This window comes from Bacillus sp. bc15 (assembly GCF_900142585.1).
In the GTDB taxonomy this organism is placed as follows: Bacteria; Bacillota; Bacilli; order Bacillales; family Bacillaceae_G; genus Bacillus_A; species Bacillus_A cereus.
The window spans coordinates 1-13,227 of sequence record NZ_FRBJ01000008.1 but is presented as its reverse complement, the minus strand read 5'-3'; the positions used below and the strand labels follow the sequence as shown (position 1 = coordinate 13,227).

Genomic DNA, 13,227 nt, shown 5'->3' with positions numbered 1-13,227 from the left:
GTCATTATAAAGTAGAAAAACTGCGGATGTAAATGCAAGGAGGGATTTTGTCATATTTTCTGCATAGGTCATTTTTTCTTATTTTTTAAAATATTTGTGGGCATTTGACATATATATAAGATACATCCAATCTGAATATTTAAAATGGAATTAGCATTCGAGCTTGTTCGTGTAGGAGTGTCAAATAGAAAGGAATGATAAAAATGATAAGGAAGGGATCGTATGGATGAACAACGATTTTTATTTTTAGACTTTGAGTTTACGATGCCCCAGCATAGAAAGAAACCGAAAGGATTTTTTCCGGAAATTATTGAGGTAGGACTCGTTTCAGTTGCTGGCTGTAAGGTGGAAGATACGTATTCATCACATGTCAGGCCGAAAACATTTCCCTCTTTAACGGATCGATGTAAGAAGTTTTTAGGAATAAAACAAGAAGTCGTGGATAAAGGGATTTCATTTCCTGAACTCGTTAAGAAGCTTGCGGAATACGAAACGAAATGTAAACCGACAATTGTAACGTGGGGAAATATGGATATGAAAGTGCTGAAGCATAATTGTGAAATGGCAGGGATAGCTTTTCCATTCTTCGGACAGTGTCGTGATTTATCGCTTGAGTATAAGAAGTTTTTTGGAGAAAGAAATCAAACAGGATTATGGAAAGCAATTGAGGCGTACGGAAAAGTAGGGACAGGGAAGCATCATTGTGCGCTTGATGATGCGATGACGACGTACAATATTTTTAAACTAGTAGAAAAAGATAAAGAGTATTTAGTAAAACCAGCACCTCCAACATTAGGAGAACTCGTTGATTTTTCAAAAGTGTTAAAGAAAGTGAGCACACAGTAACGACCAAATTGCACATTATGTAATTTGGTCGTTTTGTTTTTTAAAGTTTGTAGTCTTTCTTTAACTGTTCTAATGTTTCTAGACTACGCTCTGCAAAAGGTGAATCATCTTCAGAAAATGAATTCATTTGGGTTTCTAATGCTAATTTTAGTGACTCGGTATAATCCGGAATTTCTCCTTCATATTTTTTCACCATTTGCTCTGGAATGTTCGTCTGTTCACGGAAAGCTAAAGCGCGTCTTTCATGGAAAAATGGTACGTCAGCTTGTTTTACGTTATGTAAGTCACCTTGCACCGGATGTTTTAAAACAGCTAATACTTTTACGACATAACTGCCAGGGCGGCTATTTGTAACTTCGCCGATGTATTTGCCAGTTTTATAAATACCAGTAACGATTTCACCAATTTCAAATGTTTCTCTCATATTTTTCACCTCAAGTTTATAGTAAGGAAAGTAGGAGAAGGAGTCAAAGAAATCATTCACTTTTGGAACGCCCCCTTGAGAATATGGATAGGTTCCACTATAATTTAAAATTATATAACAGAAAATTCTGATGTTTTACAAATCCTATAATAAGGAGTGTTCTATATGATGCCTTTATATTTTCCAGAAGATAAAACAGAATATATTATTCCAGGGATTGTTTGCGTGCTATTTATAATTGGTGCCGTTGCTACGTGGCGTATGTTCATTCGTGTATCAAAACGCGAAGCGGAGCGATTACAGAAAGTTGAAGAAAAACTATTAGCTGAAAAGAAACAGTAACGCATTTTTGTATGTTTCCCTCTATGCTCGGACAATCTAAGGGCAGAATATATTTTGGAGGGAATGGAATGAAGAAACGGCTTTTTTTCAGTTGTTGTTTATTATTTCTGATGGCAGGTTGTGACCAAGGAAAGCCGAAAGAAATTGAAGTGAAATTACATAATGCTTCAGGAGATGAAGTAGGGACTGCGAAAGTAGTGCAGCAAACAAGTGGCGTGAAAATTACGATTAAAGGAGAAGGTTTCACGCCAGGACCACACGGACTACATGTACATGAAATCGGAGAGTGTAAGGCACCTCGTTTTGAATCATCCGGGAATCATTTTAATCCTGATGATAAAAAACATGGTCTTCTTAATCCGAAGGGTGCAGAAAACGGTGATTTACCGAACGTAGTTGCAGATGGTTCTGGAAAGATTAAAGCGGAAATCGATGCACCTCGCATCACACTTGAAGAAGGAAAAACGACGATTCATAGAAAAGATGGAGCGTCTATTATTATTACAGAAAACCCTGATGATGGTATGACACAACCGACAGGTAAATCAGGCGATCGAATTGCTTGTGGTGTAATTGTAAAAAAAGCAGCAGATATGAAGAAAAAGTAAAAGCTACCGTGCTGGTAGCTTTTTTTTGTGTAGTATAAGTGAAAATATATCAGCGATTATTGGAATATATCGATTGTAACTCAAATTATATCGGCGATTATTAGAATATATCGACCGTAACTTGAAATATATCGACTTACCGATAAAATAGGACAAAGGAGTCTGTCCAAGAATGATTAGGGGACAGACTCCTCTATTATTATGAAAACGTATGACGCAGTCTGTTCAAAATTTCTTCTAAAACAGATCGTGGACAGCCGATGTTAATTCGAATATGTTCTTCGCCACCTAACCCATATTTCTCACCAGGTTCAACGATGAGTTTTCCTTTTTCCTCAAGTAATGCAGTACGCTCGTTTTGAGAAAGCTTTAGACGAGAACAATCAATCCATAATAAAAAGCTACCTTCTGGCTTCGTTACGGAAAGAGCAGGTATGTGAGTTTTAATATATTCACAAGCAAATTGAGCATTATCTTCTATATATAATCGAATTTCGTTTAACCAATCATTACATTCTGTATAGGCACTTTGCATCGCTGTGTAGGCAAAGATATTTAACCCGTGGAAGCCTTGTCTATATTGGATAGCTGTAAAGGCGTGACGGAGTTTTTCGTTTGGAATGATAATAATCGAAGCTTGTAATCCAGCGATATTAAATGTTTTACTTGGAGCCATACAAGTGATAGTGCGCTCTGCTAATTCTTCAGATAAGGAAGCGAACGGCGTATGTGTATGGTCTGCATAAATGATATCGGAATGAATTTCATCCGCGACAACGATAACGTCATATTTAGTACATAACAATCCGAGCTGCACAAGTTCCTCTTTCGTCCAAACGCGTCCGATTGGGTTATGAGGGCTACAAAGAAGCATGAGTTTGACACCTTGCTGAAACTGCTTTTCTAAATGCTCGAAGTCTATCACATATGTATCATTTTGTTTCTGTAATGGACTCACGCATAACTGCCTGTTGTTTGTTGTGACCATTTCGAAAAATGGAGGATAAATAGGTGGTTGTACGAGAACGGATTCGTTTTCTTTTGTGAAAGCCTGTATGCTCGTACTAAGAGCTGGAACGATCCCCGCGCTAAAAACAATCCATTCTTTTTGAATGTCCCAGTTATATTGTTTTTTTGTCCAGTTACAAATAATATCTCCAATATTTTCGGGAGGAAGTGTATAGCCGAAAATAGGATGCTCAATACGTTTCTTTAAAGCAGTTTGAATTTGTGTTGGTACTTCAAAATCCATATCAGCAATCCAAGCATGGATAAGTTCTTCGTTTTTATATGTATCCCATTTTATACTATGCGTTCCACGTCGATTGATTGCTTTATGAAATAGTTGCATACGTTTGCCCCCTTCTTCTGTAAAACCAATAAGTTATGAAAGTTCTCTCTCTTCTTATAGAATAGCTGATGTGATAGGATAAAGAAAAGTATTAAAAAGTGAAAAGGCGGGAAGCGAATGGGTACATATGAAAAGATGATAGAGGTTGTGAAGAATTGGGATCCGTTTCAAATGGGACCGGAGTTTTATGAAACAGAAGCGAGCGATGTTGTGAACGTCATAAGTGTGTTTGATGATCCAAAATACATCGCAAAGAAGATTCAACATATATACTTTATGTCTTTTGAGGAAGTACCTGCGCTTGAAAAATGTGAGAAATTAGCTGTGGAATTACTTGTAATAAAAGAAGGCGGAAGCTGTTCATTATAGGCTGTCGGAATTTCCGACGGCCTTTTTTATATTATCCCGCTATTTGCCGGGCAGTAAGACCCCCACCTCAAAATTCAGCAGAAGCAAAGAAGTTAGGTGGGGGCTAATTAAAGTTTCACTTTATTGCGCAGAAAAAGCGATAATTTCTTCATAAACATGTTCAGGCTTTTCTTCAGGTAGTAAATGTCCTGTATTTTCGTAAGAAATAAATTTTGAATTCGGTAAATCTTTGTGTAGACGATGACCTACATGTACAGGGACGACGCGGTCTTTTTCACCCCAAATGAGTAGTGTAGGTGTTTCGATTTTTTGTAATTCAGTTGAAGATAAGTCACCTTCACGGTCTCGTATCATGCGAGTTAAAGCGGGAAATATACGGTCGTCATAAAAAGGAGCGGAGTAACCTTTTTTCATTTCATCGTCAATTAATGAGTGATCATGAACGACATTCATTAAGTTATGAACGATACCGCGTCTAATAATCCAGTTCTTTACGTATAAATGAAAGAACGGTAAATAAGAAGAGTATAGTAAAGGTAAGGTTGCGCGTGCTAAATAGCTAGAGCTACATAGTAAAATCGTTTTTGAAATGAGTTCAGGACGTATACGGTTTACATAGAGAGAAATTTGCCCACCCATAGAGTGCCCAACTAATACAATGTTTGAGAGAGATAAATGTTCAATTAAATCAATAATAATCGTTGCTAAATTGTGATAAGAATACTTAAACAGATGAGACTTATCACTTTTTCCGAACGGTGGTAAATCAAGAGCAATCACTGTTCCTGCTTTCGATAGTAAGGGAATGAGACGACGGTAACTGAATGAGGAAGATAAAAAGCCGTGAACGAGTACGAAAGTAGGACGTTCTGTTTTGTTATCGTGTTCATACAATTCGTAATGAATAGTAGTGCCGCGAGTGGAAAAAGTGAAATAAGGACAAGTATATTCGTGATTCATTTTTTGTCACTCCATTGATTTTTGTTCATATCATCTCCAAGGAAGAAGAAAATATGTTAACAAAAAAAGGCAAGATGACGACGTCATCTTGCCTTTCGTTTATTCAGTATTACCCGCGAACAATATTAGGCGGTGTTTTTCCTTGTAATCCTGCAACTAAATTTTCAGCGGCGGTCATAGCCATTTGCTGCCTAGTTTTTAATGTTGCAGATCCGATGTGTGGTAAAGTCACAACATTTTGTAATGATAAGAGTGGATTATCTTTTTGAATCGGCTCTTGTGTAAATGTATCGATACCTGCTGCAAAGATTTTCTTTTCTGTTAAAGCATGGATTAACGCTTCTTCATCTACTGTTTTCCCGCGAGAAGCATTAATGAAGATTGCTGTTTCTTTCATTAATGAAAATTCCTTTTCTCCAATAAGGTGATATGTTTCATCTGTTAATGGAGTAAGAAGAACAATAAAGTCAGACTGCTTCAGTAGCGTCTGTAAATCACAATATGTAGCATCGAATTTTTGTTCAGCTTCTTCTTTACGACGGCGGTTATAGTAAAGAACATTCATATCAAATCCGAATTTTGCTCGTTTTGCAACGGCTTCTCCAATTCGGCCCATACCGATAATACCAATTGTGCTATGGTGTACATCGAGTCCGAAGTGTTCTTTTCCGATTTCAGCGTTCCATTCACCATTTTTCACGTAAGAATCGAGTTCGCAAACGCGGCGCCCAGCTGATAGCATAAGGGCGAAAACGAGATCAGCTACTGTATCATCTAATACATATGGTGTATTCGTTCCGATAACATTTCGGTTTTTCATCGCTTGTAAATCAAAATTATCGTAACCGACAGAAATGTTGCTCACTACTTTTAAGTTAGGAGCCACTGTCAGTAATTCTTCATTAATAGCAGATCCGAAATTTAATAACCCATCTTTATCTTGTATTTTCTCTAATAGAACATCACGAGGTACTTTCTCATTTTGATCCCATTTTTCATAATCACAGTGTTCTGATAAATAGTTTTCTACAAATGTTGGAACTGGTTCAGCAATATAAACTTTTGGTTTCACGGTTCCATCCCCTTTCGCTTTATCACGCATTTTTCCGCTGATTAAAGTTTCACTTTATTTTGACATAATTCAATAGAAAAATCTTCTTTTCAAACTGGAAAGGGTATTTGTATAATTTAAACACAAACGAAAAGGAAGGATGATTTATATGGTGACAGAAAAAGAATTAGAATTATTAGCTTGTCTTGAAAAGAGTAGTCGATTATCTGTAGATACATTAGCGAAGCTGTTAAATATAGAGGTAGAAGAAGTAAAGAAGATGGTTGCGAGGTTAGAAAATGAAAAGATTATTGTGGATTATGTAACACATATTGATTGGACGAAGGTGAAAGAACATACAGGTTTAACGGCAATGATCGATGTGAAAGTTACGCCAAAGCATGGCGTTGGGTTTGATGCGGTTGCTGAACAAATTTATCGTTATTCAGAAGTGAAATCCGTTTATTTAATGTCAGGGACATATGATCTTTCTATTACATTAGAAGGGAAAACGATGGGAGAAGTAGCGATGTTTGTTTCTGAGAAATTAGCAACAATTGAATCTGTTGTTTCTACAACTACTCATTTCATTTTGAAGAAGTATAAACATGAGGGCGTTATTTATGAAAAAGACGATGATGATAAGCGAATTGTGGTGACACCATGAAGCAATTTGAACTATCTAGATCAGCAGAATCTTTAAAACCATCGGGTATTCGAAAATTTTTTGATTTAGCAGCAAATATGAAAGGTGTTATTTCCCTCGGGGTAGGAGAGCCGGATTTTGTTACACCTTGGAATGTAAGGCAAGCATGTATTCGTTCTTTGGAACAAGGGTATACGTCATATACAGCAAATGCAGGATTATTGGAGCTCCGTCAAGAAATAGCAAAGTATCTAAAAAAACAATTTGCAGTATCTTATGATCCAAGTGATGAAATCATTGTTACAGTTGGAGCGAGCCAGGCGTTAGATGTAGCGATGCGCGCCATTATAAATCCTGATGATGAAGTGCTCATTATTGAACCGAGCTTCGTTTCTTATGCACCACTTGTGACATTAGCTGGAGGAGTTCCGGTTCCTGTGGCGACTACGTTAGAAAACGAGTTTAAAGTACAACCAGAACAAATTGAAGCAGCTATTACAGCGAAAACAAAGGCAATTTTGCTTTGTTCACCAAATAACCCGACAGGTGCAATGCTAAATAAATCCGAGCTTGATGAAATAGCAGTGATTGTTGAGAAGTACAATTTAATCGTATTATCTGATGAAATTTATGCAGAACTTGTATACGACGAAGTATATACAAGTTTCGCGAGTATTAAAAATATGCGTGAGCATACGATTTTAATTTCAGGATTTTCAAAAGGATTTGCGATGACAGGATGGCGCCTCGGTATGATTGCAGCTCCTGTTCAATTTTCAGAATTAATGCTCAAAATCCATCAGTATTCAATGATGTGTGCACCGACGATGTCTCAGTTTGCAGCACTTGAGGCGTTACGCGCAGGGAACGATGAAGTAATTCGAATGAGAGATAGCTATAAGAAGCGTCGTAACTTCATGACGACATCTTTCAATGAAATGGGCTTAACGTGTCATGTGCCGGGCGGAGCATTTTATGTTTTTCCTTCTATATCTTCAACCGGATTATCTTCAGCGGAATTTGCAGAACAGTTATTGTTGGAAGAAAAAGTGGCCGTTGTCCCTGGTAGCGTATTTGGCGAAAGTGGTGAAGGATTTATTCGTTGTTCATATGCGACGTCGCTTGAACAACTTATGGAAGCGATGAAGAGAATGGAACGATTTGTAGAAAATAAAAAAAGGACAAAACGTAATACGTTTTGTCCATAAAAGGGGGGGAATACTAGAAAGCCATGTGTTAGTAGTCTATCCCAATATTGGAGAATTATACTTCTTTAAGGGAAATTTTTCATGAATTTTGAATGAGTTCTGTCATAGTGGTATAATTTACTAATATAAGGTATACGCATTCTAGATATCATTATCTAGAATGCGTACTAACCAATCGGATATTTAAAATAAATATATCTGCTTTGCTCTCTATAATTGTAGAGAGAATGGTAAACGTATGGGAGTGTTTCATATGTCAGAACAATATACAACAGGAGTGGTTGTAACAGGGAAAGTGACTGGAATTCAAGATTACGGTGCATTTGTAGCGTTAGATGCAGAAACACAAGGACTTGTGCATATATCTGAAATTACAAATGGATATGTAAAGGATATTCATGACTTTTTAAAAGTCGGCGATACAGTAGAAGTAAAGGTACTTTCAATTGATGAAGAGCACAGAAAAATGAGTTTATCGTTAAAAGCGGCGAAAAGAAAACAAGGAAGGATTCTTATACCGAACCCATCTGAAAACGGGTTTAATACGCTGCGAGAAAAGTTGGCAGAATGGATTGAAGAGTCCGAGTTAACAAAGTAAAAGAGGAACGCATATGAGCGTTCCTCTTTTACTTTATCTTATGATATATATTTGCAAATATGATTGCATGCAATCATATTCGTATGTCGGAGGTGAAAGGACATACTGATTATCGAATTTCGTTTGTTTCTGGGTGCGTACCAAGATTTTCAGATGGTTTAAACAGTAAACCAAGGTTGATAAGCCCAGATATACCAACGATGCCGTAAATAATACGTGCAAGAGCTGAATTTTGTCCGCCGAAAATGGCTGCTACTAAGTCAAACTGGAAAAATCCGATTAGTCCCCAGTTCACAGCGCCAATTACAGTAAAGACTAATGCGATACGTTGCAAAGTACTCATGAAAAAGCCCCCCTTAATTGTGAAGCATGAGCAAGCGATGAGTTAATTAACTCTTTTATAGAATGGGGTAGTTATGTTGTTTTTATACATAAAAAATGTTCGAAAGAGGATGTATATACATCTATACCGAAAAATGCGAATTTTTATGCAAAAAATGAACTTTTTCTAAAAAATATATATTGGTTACGTTTACAATGGTTGAATCGCTTGATTTACAACTTCAGTTTCGCTAAAGTGAATACAGAAATACATATCCATAATTGGAGGGAAAAAGATGAGTACACATGTAACGTTCGACTATTCTAAAGCGTTATCCTTCATCGGTGAACATGAAATCACTTATTTACGTGATGCAGTGAAAGTAACACATCACGCAATCCACGAAAAAACTGGAGCTGGGAACGATTTCCTTGGGTGGGTAGACCTTCCGCTTCAATATGACAAAGAAGAATTCGCTCGCATTCAAAAATGCGCAGAAAAAATTAAAAACGACTCTGACATTTTACTTGTTGTAGGTATTGGTGGTTCTTACCTAGGAGCACGCGCAGCAATCGAAATGTTAAGCCATTCTTTCTACAACACGCTATCTAAAGAACAACGTAAAACTCCACAAGTGCTATTTGTTGGACAAAACATTAGCTCCACTTACATGAAAGATTTAATGGACGTATTAGAAGGTAAAGACTTCTCTATTAACGTTATTTCCAAATCAGGTACAACAACAGAGCCAGCACTAGCATTCCGTATTTTCCGTAAGTTATTAGAAGAGAAGTATGGAAAAGAAGAAGCTCGCAAACGTATTTATGCAACTACAGATAAAGCACGTGGTGCATTAAAAACATTAGCTGATAACGAAGGTTACGAAACATTCGTTATTCCAGATGATGTTGGAGGACGTTTCTCTGTATTAACGCCAGTTGGTTTATTACCAATCGCAGTAAGTGGCTTAAATATTGAAGAGATGATGAAAGGTGCAGCTGCTGGCCATGATGACTTCGGAACATCAGAACTAGAAGAAAACCCAGCTTACCAATACGCAGTAGTTCGTAACGCTTTATACAATAAAGGAAAAACAATTGAAATGCTTGTTAACTATGAGCCAGCACTTCAATACTTCGCTGAGTGGTGGAAACAGTTATTTGGTGAAAGTGAAGGAAAAGATCAAAAAGGTATTTTCCCATCTTCAGCAAACTTCTCAACTGACTTACACTCATTAGGTCAATACGTTCAAGAAGGTCGTCGTGACTTATTTGAAACAGTTCTTAAAGTAGGTAAATCTACACATGAACTAACAATCGAATTAGAAGACAACGATTTAGACGGATTAAACTACCTTGCTGGTGAAACTGTAGACTTCGTAAACACAAAAGCATACGAAGGTACATTACTTGCACATAGCGACGGGGGAGTACCAAATTTAATCGTAAATATTCCTGAATTAAATGAGTACACATTCGGTTACCTTGTATACTTCTTCGAAAAAGCATGTGCGATGAGCGGCTACTTATTAGGCGTAAATCCATTTGACCAACCTGGCGTAGAAGCATACAAGAAAAACATGTTTGCTTTACTTGGTAAACCAGGATTTGAAGAATTAAAAGCAGAATTAGAAGAGCGTTTAAAATAATAAAAAGCGACCGGATTCCGGTCGCTTTTTATTATTTTATCGAAAAGTCCATCAGTATATTCAAACTAGAGTGGGTATGCTAAAGGAAAAGTCTTGGAGGGATGGGCTTGATTCCGATTCAATCAAATTTAGAAGGACGTACATATGCGTTATATAAATTAGAAGAGGTTATGAAACCACTTGGATATAGTATTGGTGGTAATTGGGATTATGATAAAGGATGCTTCGATTACAAAATCGATGAAGAAGATGGGTATCAATTTTTACGAGTGCCGTTTACAGCAGTAGATGGTGAACTAGATGTACCTGGTGTAGTAGTCCGTCTTGAAACGCCGTATATTCTTTCGCACGTATATCAAGACGAACTAGATGATAATGTGAATACTTTAACCGCGGGAACGAGTGGGATGGATCAATTTGCTGAACCGAAAGATCCAGATGCAGAAGTGAAAAGAAAATATATCAATATTGGAAAAGTGCTCATGCGGGAACTAGAAAAACATTTTCTTAATGGTGAATAACAATGAGTACGTCGCTTTCGATAAGAATGAAGGTATGGACTGGGTTAATCATATATTGATCGTCGCGCTTTATACCTAGTAAGAGAATGTTTTGTTTTAAAAGGGTATAGCTACAATTTGCAAAGGTTTGTCCGGTGCAGGACGGAGAAAGCTCCATCAGTTGTAATTTATTATCAGAGATTTCATCGTAAAGTGAGAATAGTACACCTGAAATAGAAGGGAATAAAAGAGAAGCGGTAAATACATAACTCGTTAATTTATTTCCTTCTATAATTTCTGACGCGCCAGCTCTCGTTGCATTTTGAATTTGTTCAGTAGTAAGTAGTTCTGCGATGCAGTGAATGTTTGGATGGAGTCCTTTTGCAGTTAAAATATTTAAAATGGATTGTGTATCTGCTAAGCTTTCGTTCTTTTCTTTATCCGCTGTTATTAATATGGTGTGTGCCGTTTTAATATTAGCTTTTAATAAAGTTTGATCGTGGTGCGGACAACCTTTTATAAATTCTAAATGATGAAATGGTTTTGGGAGTAAAGAAAGTGTTTCATCAATTAAAACGATATCAAGGTTTGGTTGTAATACATGCATTTGCTTTACAACATGTTTTGCACGCTCATTCCAGCCAACGATAATCATATGACCGTTAGAGGTAGCGGCTTCTTCACCTTTAATTTTCATATATTGTTTACTGATCATCTCAGTAGCGAATAGAACCATATAATAAGAACAAAAGCCAGTTCCTAATAAAATAATACTTATACCTATTAGTTTTCCTATCGTTGTATGAGGAGCAAAGTCTCCATATCCAACTGTAAAAATGGTAACGATTGACCACCAAATTCCGTCAAACCATGTAGTGAAATGAGAGGGTTCTAATCTATGTATAAGAAAACCAGAAAAAGCAGTGAATACAATAATAAAACAAATTAAACGAAAAATAATGGAATCACGAAATGTATCTACTAAATTCGGACGGGATTTCAATAGTAAATTCCTCCTTGTTTTGCAGGACTACATTCATTGTTACCATTATAGAAAAAAGAAAAACTCTCTAATTAAAGAGAGTTTGTTTTATGCTACATACTTTCCACTTCAGTTTGTTGGACACTTTCAAGATGTTGAAGAGCATAGTAAACATCAGCAGTAGGTCTTTTTTGATCAATGGACAGTTTAAGATGTAAATAGTGAGAACCGTTTTCTAATGTTTTAAGCTTCATATTCTTAACTTTTATATCCATTTCCTTTATTTCTTCAATTACAATTGGGATATTGTCCATATTTCGTACAACAAGTTTCACAGCGATATCACGTTGACGAAATGACCTAGGGCCTACATATTTCATCGCGAGTGGTATAAGTTCGACACTAATCATAAGGAAACACATTCCGAAAATCGCCTCGATATAGAAACCAGCTCCAACGGCAATACCAATACCAGAAGCACCCCAGATCATAGCGGCAGTCGTGAGCCCTGCAATGCTATCGTTGCCTCTTCTTAAAATTACGCCAGCACCTAAAAAACCAATTCCTGATACAATTTGAGCGGCAAGTCGAAGTGGATCCATATTCATATGATCGGTATGTGGTAAGTTATAAGCTGCTTTAATAGAAACAATCGTTAGGAGGCAACTAATAATAGAAATAACTAAACACGTTTTTAAACCAAGTGGTTTCCGTTTTAATTCGCGTTCTAAACCAATGGCAAACCCTAAAATAGCCGAGAGACCTAGTTTGATTAATAAATCGGTATAGTCCATATATATTCCTCCTTGTATGATATGGTATATGAATAAAACGCTTAGTATAGAAAGAAACGTTTTTTGATAGAGTAACTTTATATAAAATATATGTAGGAATTACTCATACATGAAAGAGATATTTCGTTTAAGTATATGATATTAAAAAAGAAATGTGGGCAGTTTTAAAAAAAGTTTATAAAAGGTGTTGCATTTCATTTTTCACCATGATATATTAATAACCGTCGCTGATGCGGAAACGCAGAAAACGACAAAAAAGAAATTGAAAAACTTAGTTGACATCGAAAAATGAAGATGTTAACATAAGGAAGTCGCAAATGAGCGACCAAGTAGTTCTTTGAAAACTGAACGAAACAAACAACGTGAAACGTCAATTTTTATTTTTAGATGCTAGACAAACTAACTTTATTGGAGAGTTTGATCCTGGCTCAGGATGAACGCTGGCGGCGTGCCTAATACATGCAAGTCGAGCGAATGGATTGAGAGCTTGCTCTCAAGAAGTTAGCGGCGGACGGGTGAGTAACACGTGGGTAACCTGCCCATAAGACTGGGATAACTCCGGGAAACCGGGGCTAATA

The 13,227-nt window shown here is 36.8% G+C and carries 16 protein-coding genes and 1 rRNA gene; 10 read left to right on the top strand and 7 right to left on the bottom strand.

All coding sequences use genetic code 11. The features are described from left to right. Positions 1–222: 222 nt before the first annotated feature. Positions 223–846 carry a 3'-5' exonuclease KapD gene (gene kapD, locus BUA87_RS21945; RefSeq protein WP_000344356.1) on the top strand — a complete coding sequence of 208 codons (624 nt, stop codon included), beginning with the start codon at positions 223–225 and terminating at the stop codon, positions 844–846. Between the two features lie 40 nt (positions 847–886). On the opposite strand, the gene BUA87_RS21940 is transcribed toward kapD, so the two are convergent. Then, positions 887–1,270, bottom strand: coding sequence for a kinase-associated lipoprotein KapB (locus tag BUA87_RS21940; RefSeq protein ID WP_001209343.1), 384 nt, complete (start codon positions 1,268–1,270; stop codon positions 887–889). 165 nt (positions 1,271–1,435) lie between these two features. On the opposite strand from BUA87_RS21940, the gene BUA87_RS31430 reads away from it, so the two are divergent. Together BUA87_RS31430 and sodC are read left to right on the top strand one after the other, a co-directional pair. Further along, positions 1,436–1,612, top strand: coding sequence for a hypothetical protein (locus tag BUA87_RS31430; protein WP_000982763.1), 177 nt, complete (start codon positions 1,436–1,438; stop codon positions 1,610–1,612). Positions 1,613–1,680: 68 nt separating this feature from the next. After that, positions 1,681–2,220 carry a superoxide dismutase [Cu-Zn] gene (gene sodC, locus BUA87_RS21935; protein WP_000746521.1) on the top strand — a complete coding sequence of 180 codons (540 nt, stop codon included), beginning with the start codon at positions 1,681–1,683 and terminating at the stop codon, positions 2,218–2,220. Between the two features lie 199 nt (positions 2,221–2,419). Here sodC and BUA87_RS21930 read toward each other — a convergent pair whose 3' ends face one another. Continuing rightward, on the bottom strand, positions 2,420–3,571 hold the full coding sequence (locus tag BUA87_RS21930; protein WP_065229503.1) for a MalY/PatB family protein: 1,152 nt from the start codon (positions 3,569–3,571) through the stop codon (positions 2,420–2,422). Positions 3,572–3,688: 117 nt separating this feature from the next. Here BUA87_RS21930 and BUA87_RS21925 point away from each other — a divergent pair, with 117 nt between their 5' ends. Further along, positions 3,689–3,940, top strand: coding sequence for a YugE family protein (locus BUA87_RS21925; protein WP_000537641.1), 252 nt, complete (start codon positions 3,689–3,691; stop codon positions 3,938–3,940). A 120-nt stretch (positions 3,941–4,060) separates the two neighbouring features. Here the strand turns inward: BUA87_RS21925 and BUA87_RS21920 are convergent, their stop codons facing one another. Continuing rightward, complete coding sequence (locus BUA87_RS21920; protein ID WP_001015204.1) at positions 4,061–4,900, bottom strand: alpha/beta fold hydrolase; 840 nt, start codon at positions 4,898–4,900, stop codon at positions 4,061–4,063. 109 nt (positions 4,901–5,009) lie between these two features. After that, positions 5,010–6,002: a 2-hydroxyacid dehydrogenase gene (locus tag BUA87_RS21915; protein WP_002094180.1), complete on the bottom strand. Its 993-nt coding sequence runs from the start codon at positions 6,000–6,002 to the stop codon at positions 5,010–5,012. A gap of 118 nt (positions 6,003–6,120) precedes the next feature. On the opposite strand from BUA87_RS21915, the gene BUA87_RS21910 reads away from it, so the two are divergent. The 3 genes from BUA87_RS21910 to yugI all read left to right on the top strand — a co-directional run bounded on the left by BUA87_RS21910 (position 6,121) and on the right by yugI (position 8,403). Then, positions 6,121–6,618, top strand: coding sequence for an Lrp/AsnC family transcriptional regulator (locus BUA87_RS21910; RefSeq protein ID WP_000255696.1), 498 nt, complete (start codon positions 6,121–6,123; stop codon positions 6,616–6,618). After that, positions 6,615–7,805, top strand: coding sequence for an aminotransferase (locus BUA87_RS21905; protein ID WP_000808528.1), 1,191 nt, complete (start codon positions 6,615–6,617; stop codon positions 7,803–7,805). The genes BUA87_RS21910 and BUA87_RS21905 overlap by 4 nt, the downstream gene beginning before the upstream one ends. 253 nt (positions 7,806–8,058) lie before the next feature. Beyond that, a complete protein-coding gene (gene yugI, locus BUA87_RS21900; RefSeq protein ID WP_000003764.1) occupies positions 8,059–8,403 on the top strand; it encodes a S1 domain-containing post-transcriptional regulator GSP13 in 345 nt (114 codons plus the stop codon). A 109-nt stretch (positions 8,404–8,512) separates the two neighbouring features. Here yugI and BUA87_RS21895 read toward each other — a convergent pair whose 3' ends face one another. Further along, entirely contained in the window at positions 8,513–8,746 is a 234-nt protein-coding gene (locus BUA87_RS21895) for a DUF378 domain-containing protein (protein ID WP_000105788.1), read from the bottom strand. 274 nt (positions 8,747–9,020) lie between these two features. On the opposite strand from BUA87_RS21895, the gene BUA87_RS21885 reads away from it, so the two are divergent. Beyond that, positions 9,021–10,373, top strand: coding sequence for a glucose-6-phosphate isomerase (locus BUA87_RS21885; protein ID WP_000103664.1), 1,353 nt, complete (start codon positions 9,021–9,023; stop codon positions 10,371–10,373). Positions 10,374–10,480: 107 nt separating this feature from the next. Next, positions 10,481–10,894, top strand: coding sequence for a YugN-like family protein (locus tag BUA87_RS21880; protein WP_000612347.1), 414 nt, complete (start codon positions 10,481–10,483; stop codon positions 10,892–10,894). Here the strand turns inward: BUA87_RS21880 and BUA87_RS21875 are convergent. Both BUA87_RS21875 and BUA87_RS21870 read right to left on the bottom strand, forming a co-directional pair. After that, positions 10,881–11,876 (bottom strand): potassium channel family protein, encoded by a 996-nt coding sequence (locus BUA87_RS21875; protein WP_071714553.1) that lies wholly within the window; start codon positions 11,874–11,876, stop codon positions 10,881–10,883. The two genes, BUA87_RS21880 and BUA87_RS21875, sit on opposite strands and share 14 nt — an antisense overlap. A gap of 92 nt (positions 11,877–11,968) precedes the next feature. Further along, positions 11,969–12,649, bottom strand: coding sequence for an MgtC/SapB family protein (locus tag BUA87_RS21870; RefSeq protein WP_000386677.1), 681 nt, complete (start codon positions 12,647–12,649; stop codon positions 11,969–11,971). Between the two features lie 405 nt (positions 12,650–13,054). On the opposite strand from BUA87_RS21870, the gene BUA87_RS21865 reads away from it, so the two are divergent. After that, positions 13,055–13,227: ribosomal RNA gene (locus tag BUA87_RS21865) — 16S ribosomal RNA — on the top strand; the annotation flags it as partial.

Excerpts from the sequence above, each read along its gene's own strand:
- BUA87_RS31430 (WP_000982763.1), top strand. The coding sequence starts at position 1,436 with ATGATGCCTTTATATTTTCCAGAAGATAAAACAGAATATATTATTCCA.
- BUA87_RS21885 (WP_000103664.1), top strand. The coding sequence starts at position 9,021 with ATGAGTACACATGTAACGTTCGACTATTCTAAAGCGTTATCCTTCATC.
- BUA87_RS21905 (WP_000808528.1), top strand. The coding sequence starts at position 6,615 with ATGAAGCAATTTGAACTATCTAGATCAGCAGAATCTTTAAAACCATCG.
- sodC (WP_000746521.1), top strand. The coding sequence starts at position 1,681 with ATGAAGAAACGGCTTTTTTTCAGTTGTTGTTTATTATTTCTGATGGCA.
- BUA87_RS21940 (WP_001209343.1), bottom strand. The coding sequence starts at position 1,270 with ATGAGAGAAACATTTGAAATTGGTGAAATCGTTACTGGTATTTATAAA.
- BUA87_RS21925 (WP_000537641.1), top strand. The coding sequence starts at position 3,689 with ATGGGTACATATGAAAAGATGATAGAGGTTGTGAAGAATTGGGATCCG.
- BUA87_RS21870 (WP_000386677.1), bottom strand. The coding sequence starts at position 12,649 with ATGGACTATACCGATTTATTAATCAAACTAGGTCTCTCGGCTATTTTA.
- BUA87_RS21920 (WP_001015204.1), bottom strand. The coding sequence starts at position 4,900 with ATGAATCACGAATATACTTGTCCTTATTTCACTTTTTCCACTCGCGGC.
- BUA87_RS21895 (WP_000105788.1), bottom strand. The coding sequence starts at position 8,746 with ATGAGTACTTTGCAACGTATCGCATTAGTCTTTACTGTAATTGGCGCT.
- BUA87_RS21910 (WP_000255696.1), top strand. The coding sequence starts at position 6,121 with ATGGTGACAGAAAAAGAATTAGAATTATTAGCTTGTCTTGAAAAGAGT.
- kapD (WP_000344356.1), top strand. The coding sequence starts at position 223 with ATGGATGAACAACGATTTTTATTTTTAGACTTTGAGTTTACGATGCCC.
- BUA87_RS21915 (WP_002094180.1), bottom strand. The coding sequence starts at position 6,002 with ATGCGTGATAAAGCGAAAGGGGATGGAACCGTGAAACCAAAAGTTTAT.
- BUA87_RS21930 (WP_065229503.1), bottom strand. The coding sequence starts at position 3,571 with ATGCAACTATTTCATAAAGCAATCAATCGACGTGGAACGCATAGTATA.
- yugI (WP_000003764.1), top strand. The coding sequence starts at position 8,059 with ATGTCAGAACAATATACAACAGGAGTGGTTGTAACAGGGAAAGTGACT.